This window comes from Microbispora sp. ZYX-F-249 (assembly GCF_039649665.1).
In the GTDB taxonomy this organism is placed as follows: domain Bacteria; phylum Actinomycetota; class Actinomycetes; order Streptosporangiales; family Streptosporangiaceae; genus Microbispora; species Microbispora maris.
In genome coordinates, this window is sequence record NZ_JBDJAW010000020.1 from 1 (window position 1) to 13,658 (window position 13,658).

13 protein-coding genes are annotated in these 13,658 nt (G+C 70.1%); 8 read left to right on the top strand and 5 right to left on the bottom strand.

Annotated elements, in window-relative coordinates:
- Both AAH991_RS23020 and AAH991_RS23025 read right to left on the bottom strand, forming a co-directional pair.
- On the bottom strand, positions 1–1,896 hold a 1,896-nt coding region (locus AAH991_RS23020), incomplete at its 3' end, for a DUF222 domain-containing protein (RefSeq protein ID WP_346227960.1).
- A 501-nt stretch (positions 1,897–2,397) separates the two neighbouring features.
- Positions 2,398–3,018, bottom strand: coding sequence for a TetR/AcrR family transcriptional regulator (locus AAH991_RS23025; RefSeq protein ID WP_346227961.1), 621 nt, complete (start codon positions 3,016–3,018; stop codon positions 2,398–2,400).
- Positions 3,019–3,109: 91 nt separating this feature from the next.
- Here AAH991_RS23025 and AAH991_RS23030 point away from each other — a divergent pair, with 91 nt between their 5' ends.
- Positions 3,110–4,678, top strand: a complete 1,569-nt coding sequence (locus tag AAH991_RS23030) for a carboxylesterase/lipase family protein (protein WP_346227962.1) — start codon at positions 3,110–3,112, stop codon at positions 4,676–4,678.
- Here AAH991_RS23030 and AAH991_RS23035 read toward each other — a convergent pair.
- The 3 genes from AAH991_RS23035 to AAH991_RS23045 are packed head-to-tail and all read right to left on the bottom strand — an operon-like array spanning position 4,578 to position 5,806.
- The gene (locus AAH991_RS23035) at positions 4,578–5,021 is read right to left on the bottom strand and encodes a Tn3 family transposase (RefSeq protein WP_346227963.1); all 444 of its coding nucleotides are present in this window, start codon (positions 5,019–5,021) and stop codon (positions 4,578–4,580) included. The genes AAH991_RS23030 and AAH991_RS23035 overlap by 101 nt on opposite strands.
- The gene (locus AAH991_RS23040; RefSeq protein ID WP_346227964.1) at positions 5,018–5,176 is read right to left on the bottom strand and encodes a hypothetical protein; all 159 of its coding nucleotides are present in this window, start codon (positions 5,174–5,176) and stop codon (positions 5,018–5,020) included. Before AAH991_RS23040 ends, AAH991_RS23035 begins: the two co-directional genes overlap by 4 nt.
- Positions 5,177–5,233: 57 nt before the next feature.
- Entirely contained in the window at positions 5,234–5,806 is a 573-nt protein-coding gene (locus AAH991_RS23045) for a flavin reductase family protein (RefSeq protein ID WP_346227965.1), read from the bottom strand.
- Positions 5,807–6,034: 228 nt separating this feature from the next.
- On the opposite strand from AAH991_RS23045, the gene AAH991_RS23050 reads away from it, so the two are divergent.
- The 7 genes from AAH991_RS23050 to AAH991_RS23080 all read left to right on the top strand — a co-directional run bounded on the left by AAH991_RS23050 (position 6,035) and on the right by AAH991_RS23080 (position 13,653).
- Positions 6,035–6,901: an alpha/beta fold hydrolase gene (locus AAH991_RS23050; protein ID WP_346227966.1), complete on the top strand. Its 867-nt coding sequence runs from the start codon at positions 6,035–6,037 to the stop codon at positions 6,899–6,901.
- Positions 6,898–8,556, top strand: coding sequence for an FAD-binding protein (locus AAH991_RS23055; protein ID WP_346227967.1), 1,659 nt, complete (start codon positions 6,898–6,900; stop codon positions 8,554–8,556). Before AAH991_RS23050 ends, AAH991_RS23055 begins: the two co-directional genes overlap by 4 nt.
- Complete coding sequence (locus AAH991_RS23060) at positions 8,553–9,587, top strand: 2Fe-2S iron-sulfur cluster-binding protein (RefSeq protein WP_346227968.1); 1,035 nt, start codon at positions 8,553–8,555, stop codon at positions 9,585–9,587. The genes AAH991_RS23055 and AAH991_RS23060 overlap by 4 nt, the downstream gene beginning before the upstream one ends.
- Positions 9,588–9,690: 103 nt before the next feature.
- Positions 9,691–10,494 (top strand): 2-keto-4-pentenoate hydratase, encoded by an 804-nt coding sequence (locus AAH991_RS23065; protein ID WP_346227969.1) that lies wholly within the window; start codon positions 9,691–9,693, stop codon positions 10,492–10,494.
- Positions 10,495–10,531: 37 nt separating this feature from the next.
- Positions 10,532–11,425, top strand: coding sequence for an acetaldehyde dehydrogenase (acetylating) (locus AAH991_RS23070; RefSeq protein WP_346227970.1), 894 nt, complete (start codon positions 10,532–10,534; stop codon positions 11,423–11,425).
- A gap of 12 nt (positions 11,426–11,437) precedes the next feature.
- A complete protein-coding gene (gene dmpG, locus AAH991_RS23075; protein ID WP_346227971.1) occupies positions 11,438–12,460 on the top strand; it encodes a 4-hydroxy-2-oxovalerate aldolase in 1,023 nt (340 codons plus the stop codon).
- Between the two features lie 8 nt (positions 12,461–12,468).
- Positions 12,469–13,653, top strand: coding sequence for an acyl-CoA dehydrogenase family protein (locus tag AAH991_RS23080; protein ID WP_346227972.1), 1,185 nt, complete (start codon positions 12,469–12,471; stop codon positions 13,651–13,653).
- Positions 13,654–13,658 lie beyond the last annotated feature (5 nt).

Consider the following 13,658-nt stretch of genomic DNA (forward strand, 5'->3'; position numbering starts at 1 on the left):
CCTGACCTTGCGGCCCATGTCGAGGACCTGTCCCTCCGCGTTTATGACCAGGCGCACGAGGGTGGAGGTGCGGGCCAGCCGGTGCAGGCTGGAGATGGGCAGCACCTGCCCGGTCGCCAGCAGCAACCCCGGCGCCGTTCCCCACGCGGTCCTCAACGCCGTGCCCAGCAGCGCCCCCACCTGATCTCCCGCCAGCCCTCCGGCCGGCGCTCCCGGTTCTGTTCCCGGTGACGCCTCCGGTTCCGGTCCCGGTGGCGACCCCGGCTCTGGTCCCAGCACGCCGGGCGCCTCCAGCGTTCCCGGCATGGCGGACGAGCACTGCGCCCTATCCCCGCACCCGCGCTCGTCCTGGCCGGAGGAGCACCACGTGCTCCTCCCGCACCCGCACGCACCCTGGCCGTGCCACTGGTGCTGACGGCCGTCGTCTACGCGCGTGGCCTGCGCGTGGCGGCAGTCCCCCGCAGGCCGAGGCCCGGCGTGGGTGCGAGGGGTAGAGGTGTCTCCGGGAGGATCAGGCGACTGCCACTCACCCCACCGTGACTCGCGCGAGTGCGGCTCCTGCCGGTGTGGCGAGCTTCGCTGTGACTCCCACTGCTTCCGTGAGTTTCGCCGTGACTCGCCCTGCTGCGGCCCGCTCGGCTGTGGCGGGCTCTGCTTCGGCGAGCTCTGCTGCGGCTCCTGATGCGGCTCGCTCCGGTGGCTGGTCTCCGCGTGCGCGTCCTCGGTTCGCCGGACGGTCTCGGCGTCTTCGGCGTTTTCGGCGTTTTCGGCGTGCCGGGCGTCTCGGCCGTACTCAGCCGCCTCGGCGCCCTGAGTGTTCCGGACGCCCTCGGTGTGCCGGGTGCCGTGGCTGTCCTGGGTGCCGTGGCTGTCCTGGGGGTCTTCGGGGGTCCCGGAGTGCTGCGGGCTCTCGGGGTGCTCGGTGTCGGGGGCGGGACCGGCCACGGGGTCGGTGGGGAGGGATTCGGCGTTGACCAGCACCAGGAGCTCGGCGGCGATCTTCTCCTCCAGCAATGCCATGAACGCATCGGCCTGGCGTACCCGCAGCGGTCGGTCATCACCCTCCGCCCGCGGTTTGGCGTAGGCGTCCAGCAGCGCCTGCAACCGGGCGGCATGCTCACGCGGCAGATAGAACTCCCCTTCCAGCCCGCCGCCCTTGCCGGGGCGGACCCGGAGGAACCGCCGCCCGTAGTCGGCCCGCTCATCGCGGTCCTCGCCGTCGGGGTCGAGTACCGCCCGCAGATAACGGCCGGCCTTGGCCACCTCCGCCGCGCCCGCCTTGGCCGCCAGCTCCAGCAGGATCGGCTCGGCCAGCGCGGCCTGCTCATCCGACAACCCGGAGACGGCCGCGCAGATGGCCTCCACCACCCCCGCCGCCAACTCGCCGGCGGCAAACTTCTCCCGCACGAGGGGCAGGCGGGCCAGCTCCACCGCCAACGTCAACAGCCGACCCGCACCCGCCACCGTCATCCCGCCCGTGGTACGCAGCCAGCTACGGGTGGAGGCATGACCATGCCGCCTGGCCTGCCCCGCCCGATGCACCCGACCCACCCGATCCGCAAGAGCACACGTGATCCGATCCCGGGCGAACAACAACTCCTCGGCCTCGGCCAGGCAAATGTCCGCATCGTCCGGAACCGGCGCCAGCGCCAACGCCTGCGCCGACTCCCGCAACGAGGCCACCAGCACCCATGACGGACGAGGCCGGTCGCGACCGGGAGGCTCTGCATCGTGGTCGACGCCGGGACCGTCACAGTGGCTGTCACAGGGGGTATCCGTGCCCTTGTCCGAGGCGGACCCCCAAAGGGGAGAGCCGGCTGTCAGCCGGTCGCGCCAATCCGGTTCAGACGATTTCGAACCAGGAGGGTGCTCGGTGTCAATCGCAGATGGTTCCACCGCGTCTCCCTCCGCTCAATTCGAAAACCTGTATGAATTCTCCCGTAGCTGCGGACCGTCGAGCAACCCGACGGCACGATTAGCTGGAGTTACAGGTGTGAGGGAAGGATGCGGTGGTCTCGGCCCCCCGCTCGGGTCCGCGTCGCCAGCCGCAAAGTAACGCTGAGTAGCAGTTGTCGCTTTGCGTGATCACGAGATTGGTCATCGCAGGGAAGGCTGTCCGCGCCGCGCGGCTGCCGCGGACTGAGCAAACGGCATGGTGGTTCGTTGTCGCGGGGCCGGCGAAGACGTGGAAGGTGAGCCGGCCACCGGGGGTGGTGTCGAGGTTCTCGTGCAGCGAGGTGAAGCCGATCTCGCGCCGGCCGTTATCTTCAGAAAACGAAGGTTTATTGAAGGCGCCGCTACCCACGTAGCCCTGTCGCTCAGGGGAAACTTCGTTCCCTCGTCGTCCAGGAGGACGGCCTCACCGATTCGCGGCCGCGGTCGGTGAGGAACCGGAGGTCAAGACGTTCCGCTTGCATCGTTTGGCGGGCCGGCCGGGACCGCGACCAGGCCTCGCAGCCCCTCGGCATAGCTGGCTGCATCGAGCTTGAGCAGTGCTCTTTGGACAATGAACCCGTGGATGGCGCCAAGCAGGACATTGGCCAGGCGCTCCGGTGACACCTGGCCGGAGGTGAGGCCACGATGCTGGTGGGCTTCGACGAGTTGGGCGAACCATTGTCTGACGGGTGTGATGGCCTCGGCGAAGAGTGAGGCCATCGCCGGGTTTCGCAGGGCCTCCCCCCAGATCTGGATCGCGAGTCGTGGCGTGCCCTCGTCGTCGTCCAGCCGTTCGATCGCACGCAGGATCTCGGTGAGCGCCTGCAGCAATGAGGGCGGCTCGTCAAGGAGCGTTTGTTCGAACGCGGCGGTGACCTCGGCCAAGGTGGCTTCCACGATCGCGAGCACGATGGCGTCCTTGCCGGGGAAATACCGATAGAGGTTGCCGGGCGACATCTGTGCTTCACGCAAGATGTCCTGCATGGAGGTTGCGTGGAAGCCGTTGGCGAGGAAGCAGCGGCGCGCGGCCGCCAGGACGTGCTGACGGCGCGTGTCCGCGGCTGGACTGTGTGAGACGGGCACCCTCCGAGGGTGGAATGAGCGTTCGTTCTTGTCAACCGTGCCCGGGATGTGCTGAAGTCATGAGAACGAACGTTCCTTCCCAAGGATGGTCATGAACTATCGCCACCCCGTGGTCACCACCAAGCAGGGCGCTGTTCAGGGAAGCTGGGACGGGCGCGTTGCCTCCTTCCTCGGCGTGCCTTTCGCGGCCGCCCCCATCGGCAAGCTGCGTTTCGCTGCTCCGCAGCCGCCCGCCCGGTGGCAAGGCGTCCGTCCGGCGACCGCCTTCGGCCCTGCCGCTCCGCAGCCACCCGCCAACCCGGCCGAACCTGCGGATGCGATGCAACTGCTCACCGGCTCGCCCACGCTGGGCCAGGCCGAGGACAACTGCCTCACCTTGAACGTCTGGACCCCTGGCGTCACCGGCAAGCCCCGGGCCGTGCTGGTATGGATCCACGGCTCCGGCTGGCTCAGCGGCTCCAGCGCCTGGCCCGGCTACCACGGCCACAATCTGGCCGCCGCCGAGGACATCGTTGTCGTCACGCCGAACTACCGGCTCGGTCCGCTGGGCTTCCTGCGTGTCCCGGGCATCGCCGAGGGCAACATGGGTTTTCTGGATGCGATCTCGGCGCTGCGCTGGGTGCAGGAGAACATCGCCGACTTCGGCGGCGACCCCGACCGCGTCACCGTGGCCGGTCAGTCCGGAGGTGCGGTGACCGCCGTGGCGCTGCTGAGCTCCCCCTCAGCCGCAGGCCTCTTCCATCGGGTCTTCGCCCAAAGCGGCCCCGTCGGCATCGCGATGCCGACCCCGCACGAAGCCGAACAGGCCGGAGAGGAATACCTGCGTCTCCTGGGCCTGAGCATCGCGACAGCCCACCGTTTGCGAGACCTTTCGGCCGAAGAGCTGATCATCGGATATCAGCGACTCGTCGCCGACGGCGGCCGGCGACGCATCGGCGCCCCGGCCCCGCCGATGCATCCGATTGCCGGCGCCCCAGGGCTGCCCGGGCCTGTTCTGCCCGCCGTCGCCGCTGGTGCTGCCTCCGGCATCGACGTCCTGATCGGCGCCACGGCCGAGGAGATGAACCCGTTCCTGGCCATCGACCCCGCGTCCGCGGCCATCACCCGCGACGCCGTCCTGCAACTCGCTGCACGCCTGGCGCCCGGCGCGGCCCCACAGGTCGTCTATGACCATTACGCGGCCCGGCGGCCCGGCGCGTCCGCGTCTCAAGTCCTGGCCGACATCACCACCGATCGTCTGGTCAGGCTTCCGGCCCTTCAGGTCGCCGAGGCGCGCGCCCGTCACGGTCATCCTGGCTTCGTCTACCAGGTGGACTGGCGATCGGCCCTGGGTGCCTGCCACACCGTGGATATTCCGATGCTGTTTGACAATTTTCCAGCCTGGTCGGCCTCTCCCATGTTCCGCGATGTCGACCCCGCGGGCGTCGAACCGATCGGCCGCGCCTTCCGGCGGGCCGTGGCAGCCTTTGTCCGCACCGGAAATCCGAACACCCCGGGCGTCCCGGCGTGGGAGGCGTACACCGAGCTTCGCCGCTGCACGATGCGCTTCGACACGTTCGTCACCGCAGCGAACGATCCCGCCCACAGCGAGCGCCGCCTGTTGCTTCCGTCCCCTCAGCACTCGCCCGGCGACACCGAGACCAGCAACGACACCTCATGAACACCTCGCGGCCGACCACCGAAACCGACGATCTGAGTCCGCGCCCAGCTGATCCCGATCCGACAGCCGGACCCGCCATCTCCCCACAAGGTGGCGGCTGTCTGTCCTCATCACACCGCCGGCGACGTGGGCGGGCAACTGGCCACCGGACAGCACGGGGCCTTTCGGATACGGCCCTACACCAGCGTCGGCGCAGCCGAACAGGCAGTGCGGAATCGGCTTTGCCGTAGAAGATGTCCTTGTTGGCCGAGTTCCGGTTCTCCACCATGTTCAGGCCCTCGTGCATTTCGCGGCGCAGTTCCTCGTCGGCGAGGTAGTCGCAGATGAAGACGGTGCGGATCACCCGGCCTTCAGGTCCAGCAGGTCAATCACGCCCCCCAGCGGCGGTGGATCTCCTCGGATCTCCTCCTTCAGCGCCTCCAGGTTCTCCGGCTCGATCCGCTTGCCCAGGGGCGGCACGCTGATCCACGGCTCACCCTTCCTCCTGGTGATGCTCACCCCGAGTGGGGGCCGTCTCGGGGGATGCGGCGCAGGGTCGCCGCCACGGGGAGGGGATCAGCCCCAGTGGTCGCCCCAGCCCCACAGGTTGGGGCCGAGAGCGGTGGCCGGGTCGTCCTGGTCCACTCCGAACCGGCCGCGGAAGAACAGCATCGGGCGCTGCTCGGTGACGACGGGTTCGAGTTCATGGACGTGGCCGATGACCACGTCGTGGTCGCCGGCGACGTGCACGTCGCGCACCTCGCCGTGGACGCGCAGCAGCACCCCCCGCAGGGACGGGGTGCCCCACCGCGACAGGTCCCAGTCGAGCCCGGCGAACTTGGCGCCCTTGCTGGAGCCGAACCGGCCGCAGAGATCGACCTGCTCCTCCCCGAGGACGTTCACGCAGAAGCGGCCCGACCTCCTGATCCGCGGCCAGGCGCGGCCCCTGTGGTCGGCACAGAACAGGACCATCGGCGGTTCGAGTGACACCGACGCGAACGACTGGCAGGCGAAGCCGACCGGTTCGCCGTCGTCGAGGCCCGTCACCACGGTCACACCGCTCGCGAACATGCCCAGCGCGCGCCGGAACTCGGCGGGCGTGGGCGGCGCCACCTCGGTGAACTCGGGGTCGGCCGGTGCAGCGGTCATGGACTCACCTCGCGTGCGTGTCGGTACCTCAGGTAACGAACTTACAAACCCCCTTCGGGACGGATCACAAGGGGATCCCGGTCAATGGAAGACGCGTACGGGCGGGGCGTGGTCGGGGCAGGTCACGGGGCCTGCCCGTCCCGGTCTCGCTGATCGGGATGATCGCCCTGTTCGCGCCGTCTGTCCAGTTAGCGTCACGGGATCCGACACTGCGATTCGGGACGGACAATGACGGAGCTGACCTACGAGTCGACCCTGCGGGAGCTCGTGACCGACCAGGGCGTGTTGCGCTACCACGAGGCCGGACAGGGCCCGCCGCTGCTGCTCCTGCACGGTTCGGGCCCCGGGGTGACCGGCTGGCGCAACTACCGCGGCAACCTGGCGACGTTCGCCGAGCACTTCCGCTGCCTGGTGCTGGAGTTTCCCGGATTCGGGGTTAGCGACCCGACCGACCAGCACCCGATGATGGCCGCGAACGGCGCGGTGATCCGATTCCTGGACGGGCTCGGACTCCGGCAGGCCGACGTGATCGGCAACTCGATGGGCGGGATCGTGGGCACCCAGGTGGCGCTCGCCCACCCCGACCGGATCCGCCGCCTCGTGACCATCGGCGGCATCGGCCGCAACATCTTCAGCCCCTCGCCGGGCGAGGGCATCAAGCTCCTGATGGAGTTCACCGAGGAGCCCACCCGCGAGCGGCTCGTCCAGTGGCTGCACTCCATGGTGTACGACCCGGCCCTCGTCACCGAGGAGCTGATCGAGGAGCGCTGGGCCCTCGCCACCGAGCCGGAGACGCTGGCCGCCGCGCGCCGCATGTACGGCAAGGCCGCCTTCGCCGCCGGCCAGAAGGCCGCCGCGAAGTCGGACACCCCGCCGTACTGGGCGATGCTGCACAAGCTGAAGGCGAAGACTCTCGTGACCTGGGGCCGCGACGACCGGGTCAGCCCCGTCGACATGGCGCTCCTGCCGATGCGTACGGTCCCCGATGTCGAGGTCCACGTCTTCCCCAACTGCGGCCACTGGGTGATGATCGAGCAGAAAGCCGCCTGGGAGAGTGTCGTGCTGGCCTTCCTCACCCGGAAGGACGAGCGGTGACCACGTGGGATGAGGAGTTCGACCTCGTCATCGTCGGCAGCGGCGGTGGAGGCATGGCCGCCGCGCTGACCGCGCACGACAGCGGGCTGTCCTGCGTGGTGGTCGAGAAGGGCGGCAAGTTCGGCGGCAGCACCGGCATCTCCGGCGGCGGGATCTGGATCCCCAACAACCCGACCCTGCGGGCCAAGGGGCACGACGACAGCCGCGAGTCGATCCGGCGCTACCTCGACCTGCTGACCGAGGGCCGCGTACCGGCCGCCCGGCTCGACGCGTACGTCGACAACGGCCCGGCCGCGATGGAGCTGCTCGAGAAGAGCAGGTGGATGCGGTTCTTCTGGGTGAAGGGCTACGCCGACTACCACCCCGAGTACGAGGGCGGCAGGCCGCTCGGCCGCTCGATCGAGGCGCTGCCCTTCGACACCCGCAAGCTGGGCGAGGACGAGAAGTACCAGCGGCCGAACAACATGAAGGGCCCGCTCGGCCTGTGGATCACCGCCAAGGACTACCACGACCTGGCCATGGTCAAGCGCACCTGGCGCGGCCGCTGGGCCTCGGTCGTCGCGGCCTGGCGGGTGTCGTCCAACGTGATCCGCCGCAGGCACATGGCCACCGGCGGGCGCGCCCTGGTCGCCCGGCTGCGCATGGCGCTCAAGGACGCCGGAATCCCGCTGTGGCTGAAGACGCCGATGACCGACCTCGTCACCGACGCCGGGGGCGCGGTCACCGGCATCGTGGCCCAGCGTGAGGGACGGACGATCCGCGTCCGCGGCCGGTACGGCGTGCTGCTGGCGACCGGCGGTTTCGACCACAACACGCAGCTGCGGGAGAGGTACCTGCCCGAGGGTGCCCGGCCCGACTTCGGCATGGGCGCCAGGGAGAACACCGGCGACGGCATCCTCGCCGGCGAGCGCGTCGGCGCCGCCCTCGACCTGATGGACGACGCCTGGTGGATGCCGGCCGTACGGCATCCGGCCGGGGCGACGATCCCGCTGGTGTCCGAGCGGGCCATCCCGCCGTCGGTCATCGTCGCGCGGGACGGCCGGCGGTTCACCAACGAGTCCGCGCCGTACGTGAACTTCGTGCACGACCAGTTGGCCGGCGGCCACGTCCCGGCCTGGTTCGTGATGGACGCGAAGGCCCGGGCGCGTTACCCGTTCGCGCAGATCCTGCCGGGCATGCCGATCCCGCAGGAGTTCTACGACCAGGGCATCGCGTTCCGGGCGGACACCCTCGCCGAGCTCGCGGACAAGATCGGCGTCCCGGCGGGCGCGCTGACCGAGACCGTGCAGCGCTTCAACGGGTTCGCCCGGATGGGCAAGGACGAGGACTTCGGCCGCGGCGACAGCGCCTACGACCGCTACTACGGCGACCCGACGTTGCAGAACCCCAACCTCGACGTGATCGACAAGGCGCCCTACTACGCGTTCCGGCTCGAGGTCGGCGACCTCGGCACCAAGGGCGGTCTGGTGTGCGACGAGCACGGCCGGGTGCTGCGGGCCGGCGGCGCGCCCATCGAGGGCCTGTACGCCACCGGCAACACCTCGGCGTCGGTGATGGGCAACGAGTACGCCGGGCCGGGGGCCACGATCGGCCCGTCCATCGTCTTCGGCTACATCGCCGCGCGGCACGCCGCCGCGACACGGAGGGGGAGATGACGCAGGGGGGAGCGCTCAAGGTCCGGGTGGTCGAGGTGGTCGAGGAGACCGCCGACGCGCACTCGCTGGTCCTCGAGCCCGCGGAGGGGGACCCGTCCAAGTTCTCGTACAAGCCGGGGCAGTTCCTGACGATCCGGGTGCCGACCACCCGGCCGGAGGGCGCCGCACGCTGCTACTCGCTGAGCAGCTCGCCGCTGTGCGACGACAAGCTCAAGGTGACGGTGAAGCGCACCCGGGGCGGCTACGGCTCGAACTGGATCTGCGACAACGTCACCGAGGGCGACGTGCTGGAGGTGCTGCGGCCGTCGGGGCTGTTCACCCCCGCGTCGCTGGACGAGGACCTGCTGCTGCTGGCGGGCGGCAGCGGCGTCACCCCGGTGATGTCGATCCTCAAGTCGTGCCTGCGCGCCGGGACCGGCTCGGTCGTGCTCGTCTACGCCAACCGGGACGAGAACTCGGTGATCTTCCGGGACGAGCTGGTCGCGCTGGCCGCCGGGTACGGCGAGCGGCTGACGGTGATCCACTGGCTGGAGTCCGTGCAGGGCCTGCCCACTGCGGCGGGCCTGGCCGCCCTGACCCGGCCGTACGCCGGGCGGGAGGCGTTCGTCTGCGGGCCAGGGCCGTTCATGGATATGGCCGTCGACGTGCTGACCCGGCACGGCGCGCCGCCCGAGCGCGTGCACGTGGAGAGGTTCGAGTCGCTGGCCGGCGACCCGTTCGCGGAGACCGAGGTGGTGCTCGACGCGGCGGGTCCCGTCAGCACCGTCGAGGTCGAGCTCGACGGCGAGACGAGGACCCTCACCTGGCCGCGCGGCAACAAGCTGCTCGACGTGCTGCTCGAGGCCGGCCTCGACGCGCCGTTCTCCTGCCGTGAGGGCTCGTGCAGCGCGTGCGCGTGCGTGCTGCTGGAGGGCGAGGTCGAGCTGGAGCACAACACCGTGCTCGACAAGCAGGACCTCGCCGACGGCCTGATCCTGGGCTGCCAGGCGATCCCGCTCAGCGACCGGCTCAAGATCACCTACGACGCCTGACCTCGCACGGAGCGGCTCCGCTCCCACTCACCGGGAGAGGCGCGGGCGGGGCGGCGGCCGTGACGCGACCCTTTGACCATCAGCAGGACACGAGGAGGACCCGATGCTGGACGAGGCGCTGCGGGCGGAGGCGGCCGGGCGGCTGCGGGCCGCCGAGCGGGACCGCTCGCCGATCGAGCCGCTGACCGACGCCTACCCCGGCATCGACGTGGTGGACGCCTACGAGATCCAGCTCGCCAACATCCGGCGGCGCCTGGCGGCCGGGGCCCGGGTGTACGGGCACAAGGTGGGCCTGTCCTCCCCGGTCATGCAGCGGATGATGGGCGTGGACGAGCCCGACTACGGCCACCTGCTCGACGACATGGTGCTGGCGCAGGACGAGCCGATCGAGGCCGCGCGCTACTGCTACCCCCGGATCGAGGTCGAGATCGGGTACGTGCTCGGGGCGAGCCTGCCCGGCGAGGGCTGCACCGAGGAGGACGTGCTCGCCGCGACCGAGTACGTCGTGCCGAGCATCGAGCTCATCGACAGCCGCATCACGGACTGGCGGATCCGCCTGGCCGACACGATCGCCGACAACGCGTCCTCGGCCGGGGTGATCCTCGGCGACGCCAGGGTGAGCCCGAAGGGCCTCGATCTGGCCGACATCGAGGCCGTGCTCTACAACGGAACCGGCCCCTTTGACGACACCACCGAGGTCACCCGGGGCAACACGAGCGCGGTGCTGGGGAACCCCACCACCGCCGTGGCCTGGCTGGCCAGGAAGGTCGCCTCGTTCGGGGTCAAGCTCGAGGCCGGGCACGTCATCCTCCCCGGGTCCTGCACCAAAGCCGTCGACGTACGCCCCGGCGGCGTCTTCCGCGCCGAGTTCGCCGGGCTCGGCTCCGTCACCGCTCGATTCGAATAAGACCGCTCGATTCGACAATCCGGATAAGAGGACTTCCATGAGTAAGGCGACCGCCGCGATCGTCGGCTCGGGCAACATCGGGACCGACCTGATGTACAAGCTGCTGCGCTCGGCGCACATCGAGCCGCGCTGGATGATCGGTGTGGACCCCGGCAGCCCGGGCCTCAAGCGGGCCGCCGACCATGGCCTGATCACCTCGGCCGACGGCGTGGACTGGCTCCTCGGCCGGGACGAGCGGCCCGACATCGTCTTCGAGGCGACCTCGGCGTACGTGCACAGGGAGAACGCGCCCAAGTACCGCGAGCTGGGCATCCAGGCCGTCGACCTGACGCCGGCCGCGCTCGGCCCGGCGGTGGTGCCCGCGGTCAACCTCGGCGCTCACCTCGACGCCCCCAACGTCAGCCTGATCACCTGCGGCGGCCAGGCGACGATCCCGATCGTGCACGCGGTCTCGCGGGTCACCGAGGTGGCGTACGCGGAGATCGTGGCCAGCGTGGCCTCTCCGTCGGCGGGTCCCGGCACCCGCGCCAACATCGACGAGTTCACCAAGACGACCGCGCGCGGCATCGAGACGATCGGCGGCGCCAGGCGGGGCAAGGCCATCATCATCCTCAACCCTGCCGAGCCGCCGATGCTCATGCAGGACACGATCTTCTGCTCGATCCCCGTCGACGCCGACCGGGACGCGATCGCGGCCTCGATCGAAGAGGTCGCCGCCGACGTCGCCTCCTATGTGCCCGGTTACCGGCTGCGGACCGAGCCCCAGTTCGACGACCCGACGGCGGTCAGCGGCGGGCTCGCCCGCGTCGCCGTGTTCGTCGAGGTCGAGGGCGCGGGCGACTTCCTGCCGCCCTACTCCGGCAACCTCGACATCATGACGGCCGCCGCCACCAAGGTCGGCGAGGGCTTCGCGCAGCGCATCCACCCGTAAGGAGACCGACCCATGCCCTACAGCGCCGACCTCGACATCAGGGTCACCGACTCGTGCCTGCGGGACGGCTCGCACGCCAAGCAGCACCAGTTCACCGTCGAGCACGTACGGTCCATCGTCGCCGCGCTGGACGAGGCGGGCGTGCCGGTCATCGAGGTGACGCACGGCGACGGCCTCGGCGGCTCGTCGTTCAACTACGGGTTCAGCCACACGCCCGAGCAGGAGCTCATCAAGGCCGCGGTCGCCACGGCCAGGCGCGCGAAGATCGCGTTCCTGATGCTGCCCGGCGTCGGCGTCAAGGACGACATCCGCGAAGCCGCCGACAACGGCGCGAGCATCTGCAGGATCGCCACCCACTGCACCGAGGCCGACGTCTCGATCCAGCACTTCGGGCTGGCCAGGGAGCTCGGCCTGGAGACGGTCGGGTTCCTGATGATGTCGCACAGCCAGCCGCCGGAGGTCCTGGCCGAGCAGGCCCGGATCATGGCCGACGCCGGCTGCCAGTGCGTCTACGTCGTCGACTCGGCCGGGGCACTGATCATGGAGCAGACGAGCGACCGGATCGCCGCGCTCGTGGCCGAGCTGGGGGACGACGCCCAGGTCGGCTTCCACGGCCACGAGAACCTCGGGCTCGGGGTGGCCAACTCGATCCTCGCCGTACGGGCCGGGGCCAAGCAGATCGACGGCTCGGTGCGGCGGTTCGGCGCCGGCGCGGGCAACACGCCGCTGGAGGCCTTCGCCGCCGTCACCGACAAGCTCGGCATCCGCACCGGCATCGACACCCTCAAGATCATCGACGCAGCCGAGGACGTGGTCCGCCCGATCATGGACGGCGAGTGCCTGCTCGACCGGCTGACCCTGACCATGGGCTACGCCGGGGTGTACTCCAGCTTCCTCAAGCACGCCGACCGTCAGGCGAGGAAGTACGGCGTGTCCGGCGCCGAGATCCTCATGGAGGCCGGGCGCCGCAAGCTCATCGGCGGTCAGGAAGACCAGCTCATCGAAATCGCAGTCGCCCTCGCGGCGAAGAAGTGAGAACAGCCATGGCCAACCCGGTACTCGAAGCGATCACCCAGCGCGCCGAGGAGATCAGCGCCCTCGGCCCCTCCAACGAGACCCTGTGCCGGCTGGACGACCAGGCCGCCAAGGTATTGCGCGAAGCGGGCGTCATCCGCATGCTCCAGCCGAAGATCCACGGCGGATTCGAGTTCCACCCGCGCGACTACGCCGAGACGATCATGAAGCTGGCGAGCCTCGACGGCTCGACCGGCTGGGTCGCGGGCGTCGTGGGCGTGCACCCGTGGGAGATGGCCTTCGCCGACCCGCGCGTCCAGCAGGAGATCTGGGGCGAGAACCAGGACACCTGGATCGCCTCGCCGTACGCGCCGATGGGCATCGCCCGGCCGGTCGACGGCGGCTACGTCTTCAACGGCCGCTGGCAGTTCTCCTCGGGCACCGACCACTGCGACTGGATCTTCCTGGGCGGCATGCTCGGCGACGCCGAGGGCAAGATGGCCCAGCCGCCGGCCTCGCTGCACCTCATCCTGCCGCGGTCGGACTACGAGATCGTCGAGGACTCCTGGAACGTCGTCGGCCTGCGCGGCACCGGCAGCAAGGACATCATCGTCAAGGACGCGTTCGTCCCCGACTACCGGACGATCCCGTACAACAAGGTCGTGGACGGCAGCCAGGCCAAGGAGGCCGGCCTGACCAACCCGCTCTACCACATGCCGTTCTCCGCGGCGTTCCCGCTCGGGATCACCGCCGCGGTCGTCGGCATCGCCGAGGGCGCGCTCGCGCACCACATGGCGTACCAGAGGAGCCGCGTGCAGATCACCGGCACCAGGATCAAGGACGACCCGTACGTCCTGTACGCGATCAGCGAGGCGGCCGCCGAGATCGCGGCGTCGCGCTCGGCGCTGCTCGACAACGCCTCGCGGATGTACGACATCGTGGCCTCCGGCCGCGAGGTGACCTTCGACGAGCGGGCCGTGGGCCGCCGCACCCAGGTCCAGGCGGCCTGGCGCGCGGTGCGGGCGATGGACGAGATCGTGGCGCGGTCGGGCGGCAACGCGATGCGCGTGGACAACCCGATCCAGCGTTTCTGGCGGGACGCGCACGTCGGGCTGGCCCACGCGATCCACGTGCCCGGCTCGGTCTTCCACGTCTCCGCGCTGACGCAGCTCGGCATCGAGCCGCCGCACGGCCCGATGCGCTCGATGATCTGAGAGTG

What these genes read in the sequence shown, in the direction of transcription:
- AAH991_RS23030 (WP_346227962.1), top strand. Translation starts at nt 3,110, where the DNA reads ATGAACTATCGCCACCCCGTGGTCACCACCAAGCAGGGCGCTGTTCAG.
- AAH991_RS23045 (WP_346227965.1), bottom strand. Translation starts at nt 5,806, where the DNA reads ATGACCGCTGCACCGGCCGACCCCGAGTTCACCGAGGTGGCGCCGCCC.
- AAH991_RS23050 (WP_346227966.1), top strand. Translation starts at nt 6,035, where the DNA reads ATGACGGAGCTGACCTACGAGTCGACCCTGCGGGAGCTCGTGACCGAC.
- AAH991_RS23060 (WP_346227968.1), top strand. Translation starts at nt 8,553, where the DNA reads ATGACGCAGGGGGGAGCGCTCAAGGTCCGGGTGGTCGAGGTGGTCGAG.
- AAH991_RS23065 (WP_346227969.1), top strand. Translation starts at nt 9,691, where the DNA reads ATGCTGGACGAGGCGCTGCGGGCGGAGGCGGCCGGGCGGCTGCGGGCC.
- AAH991_RS23070 (WP_346227970.1), top strand. Translation starts at nt 10,532, where the DNA reads ATGAGTAAGGCGACCGCCGCGATCGTCGGCTCGGGCAACATCGGGACC.
- dmpG (WP_346227971.1), top strand. Translation starts at nt 11,438, where the DNA reads ATGCCCTACAGCGCCGACCTCGACATCAGGGTCACCGACTCGTGCCTG.
- AAH991_RS23080 (WP_346227972.1), top strand. Translation starts at nt 12,469, where the DNA reads ATGGCCAACCCGGTACTCGAAGCGATCACCCAGCGCGCCGAGGAGATC.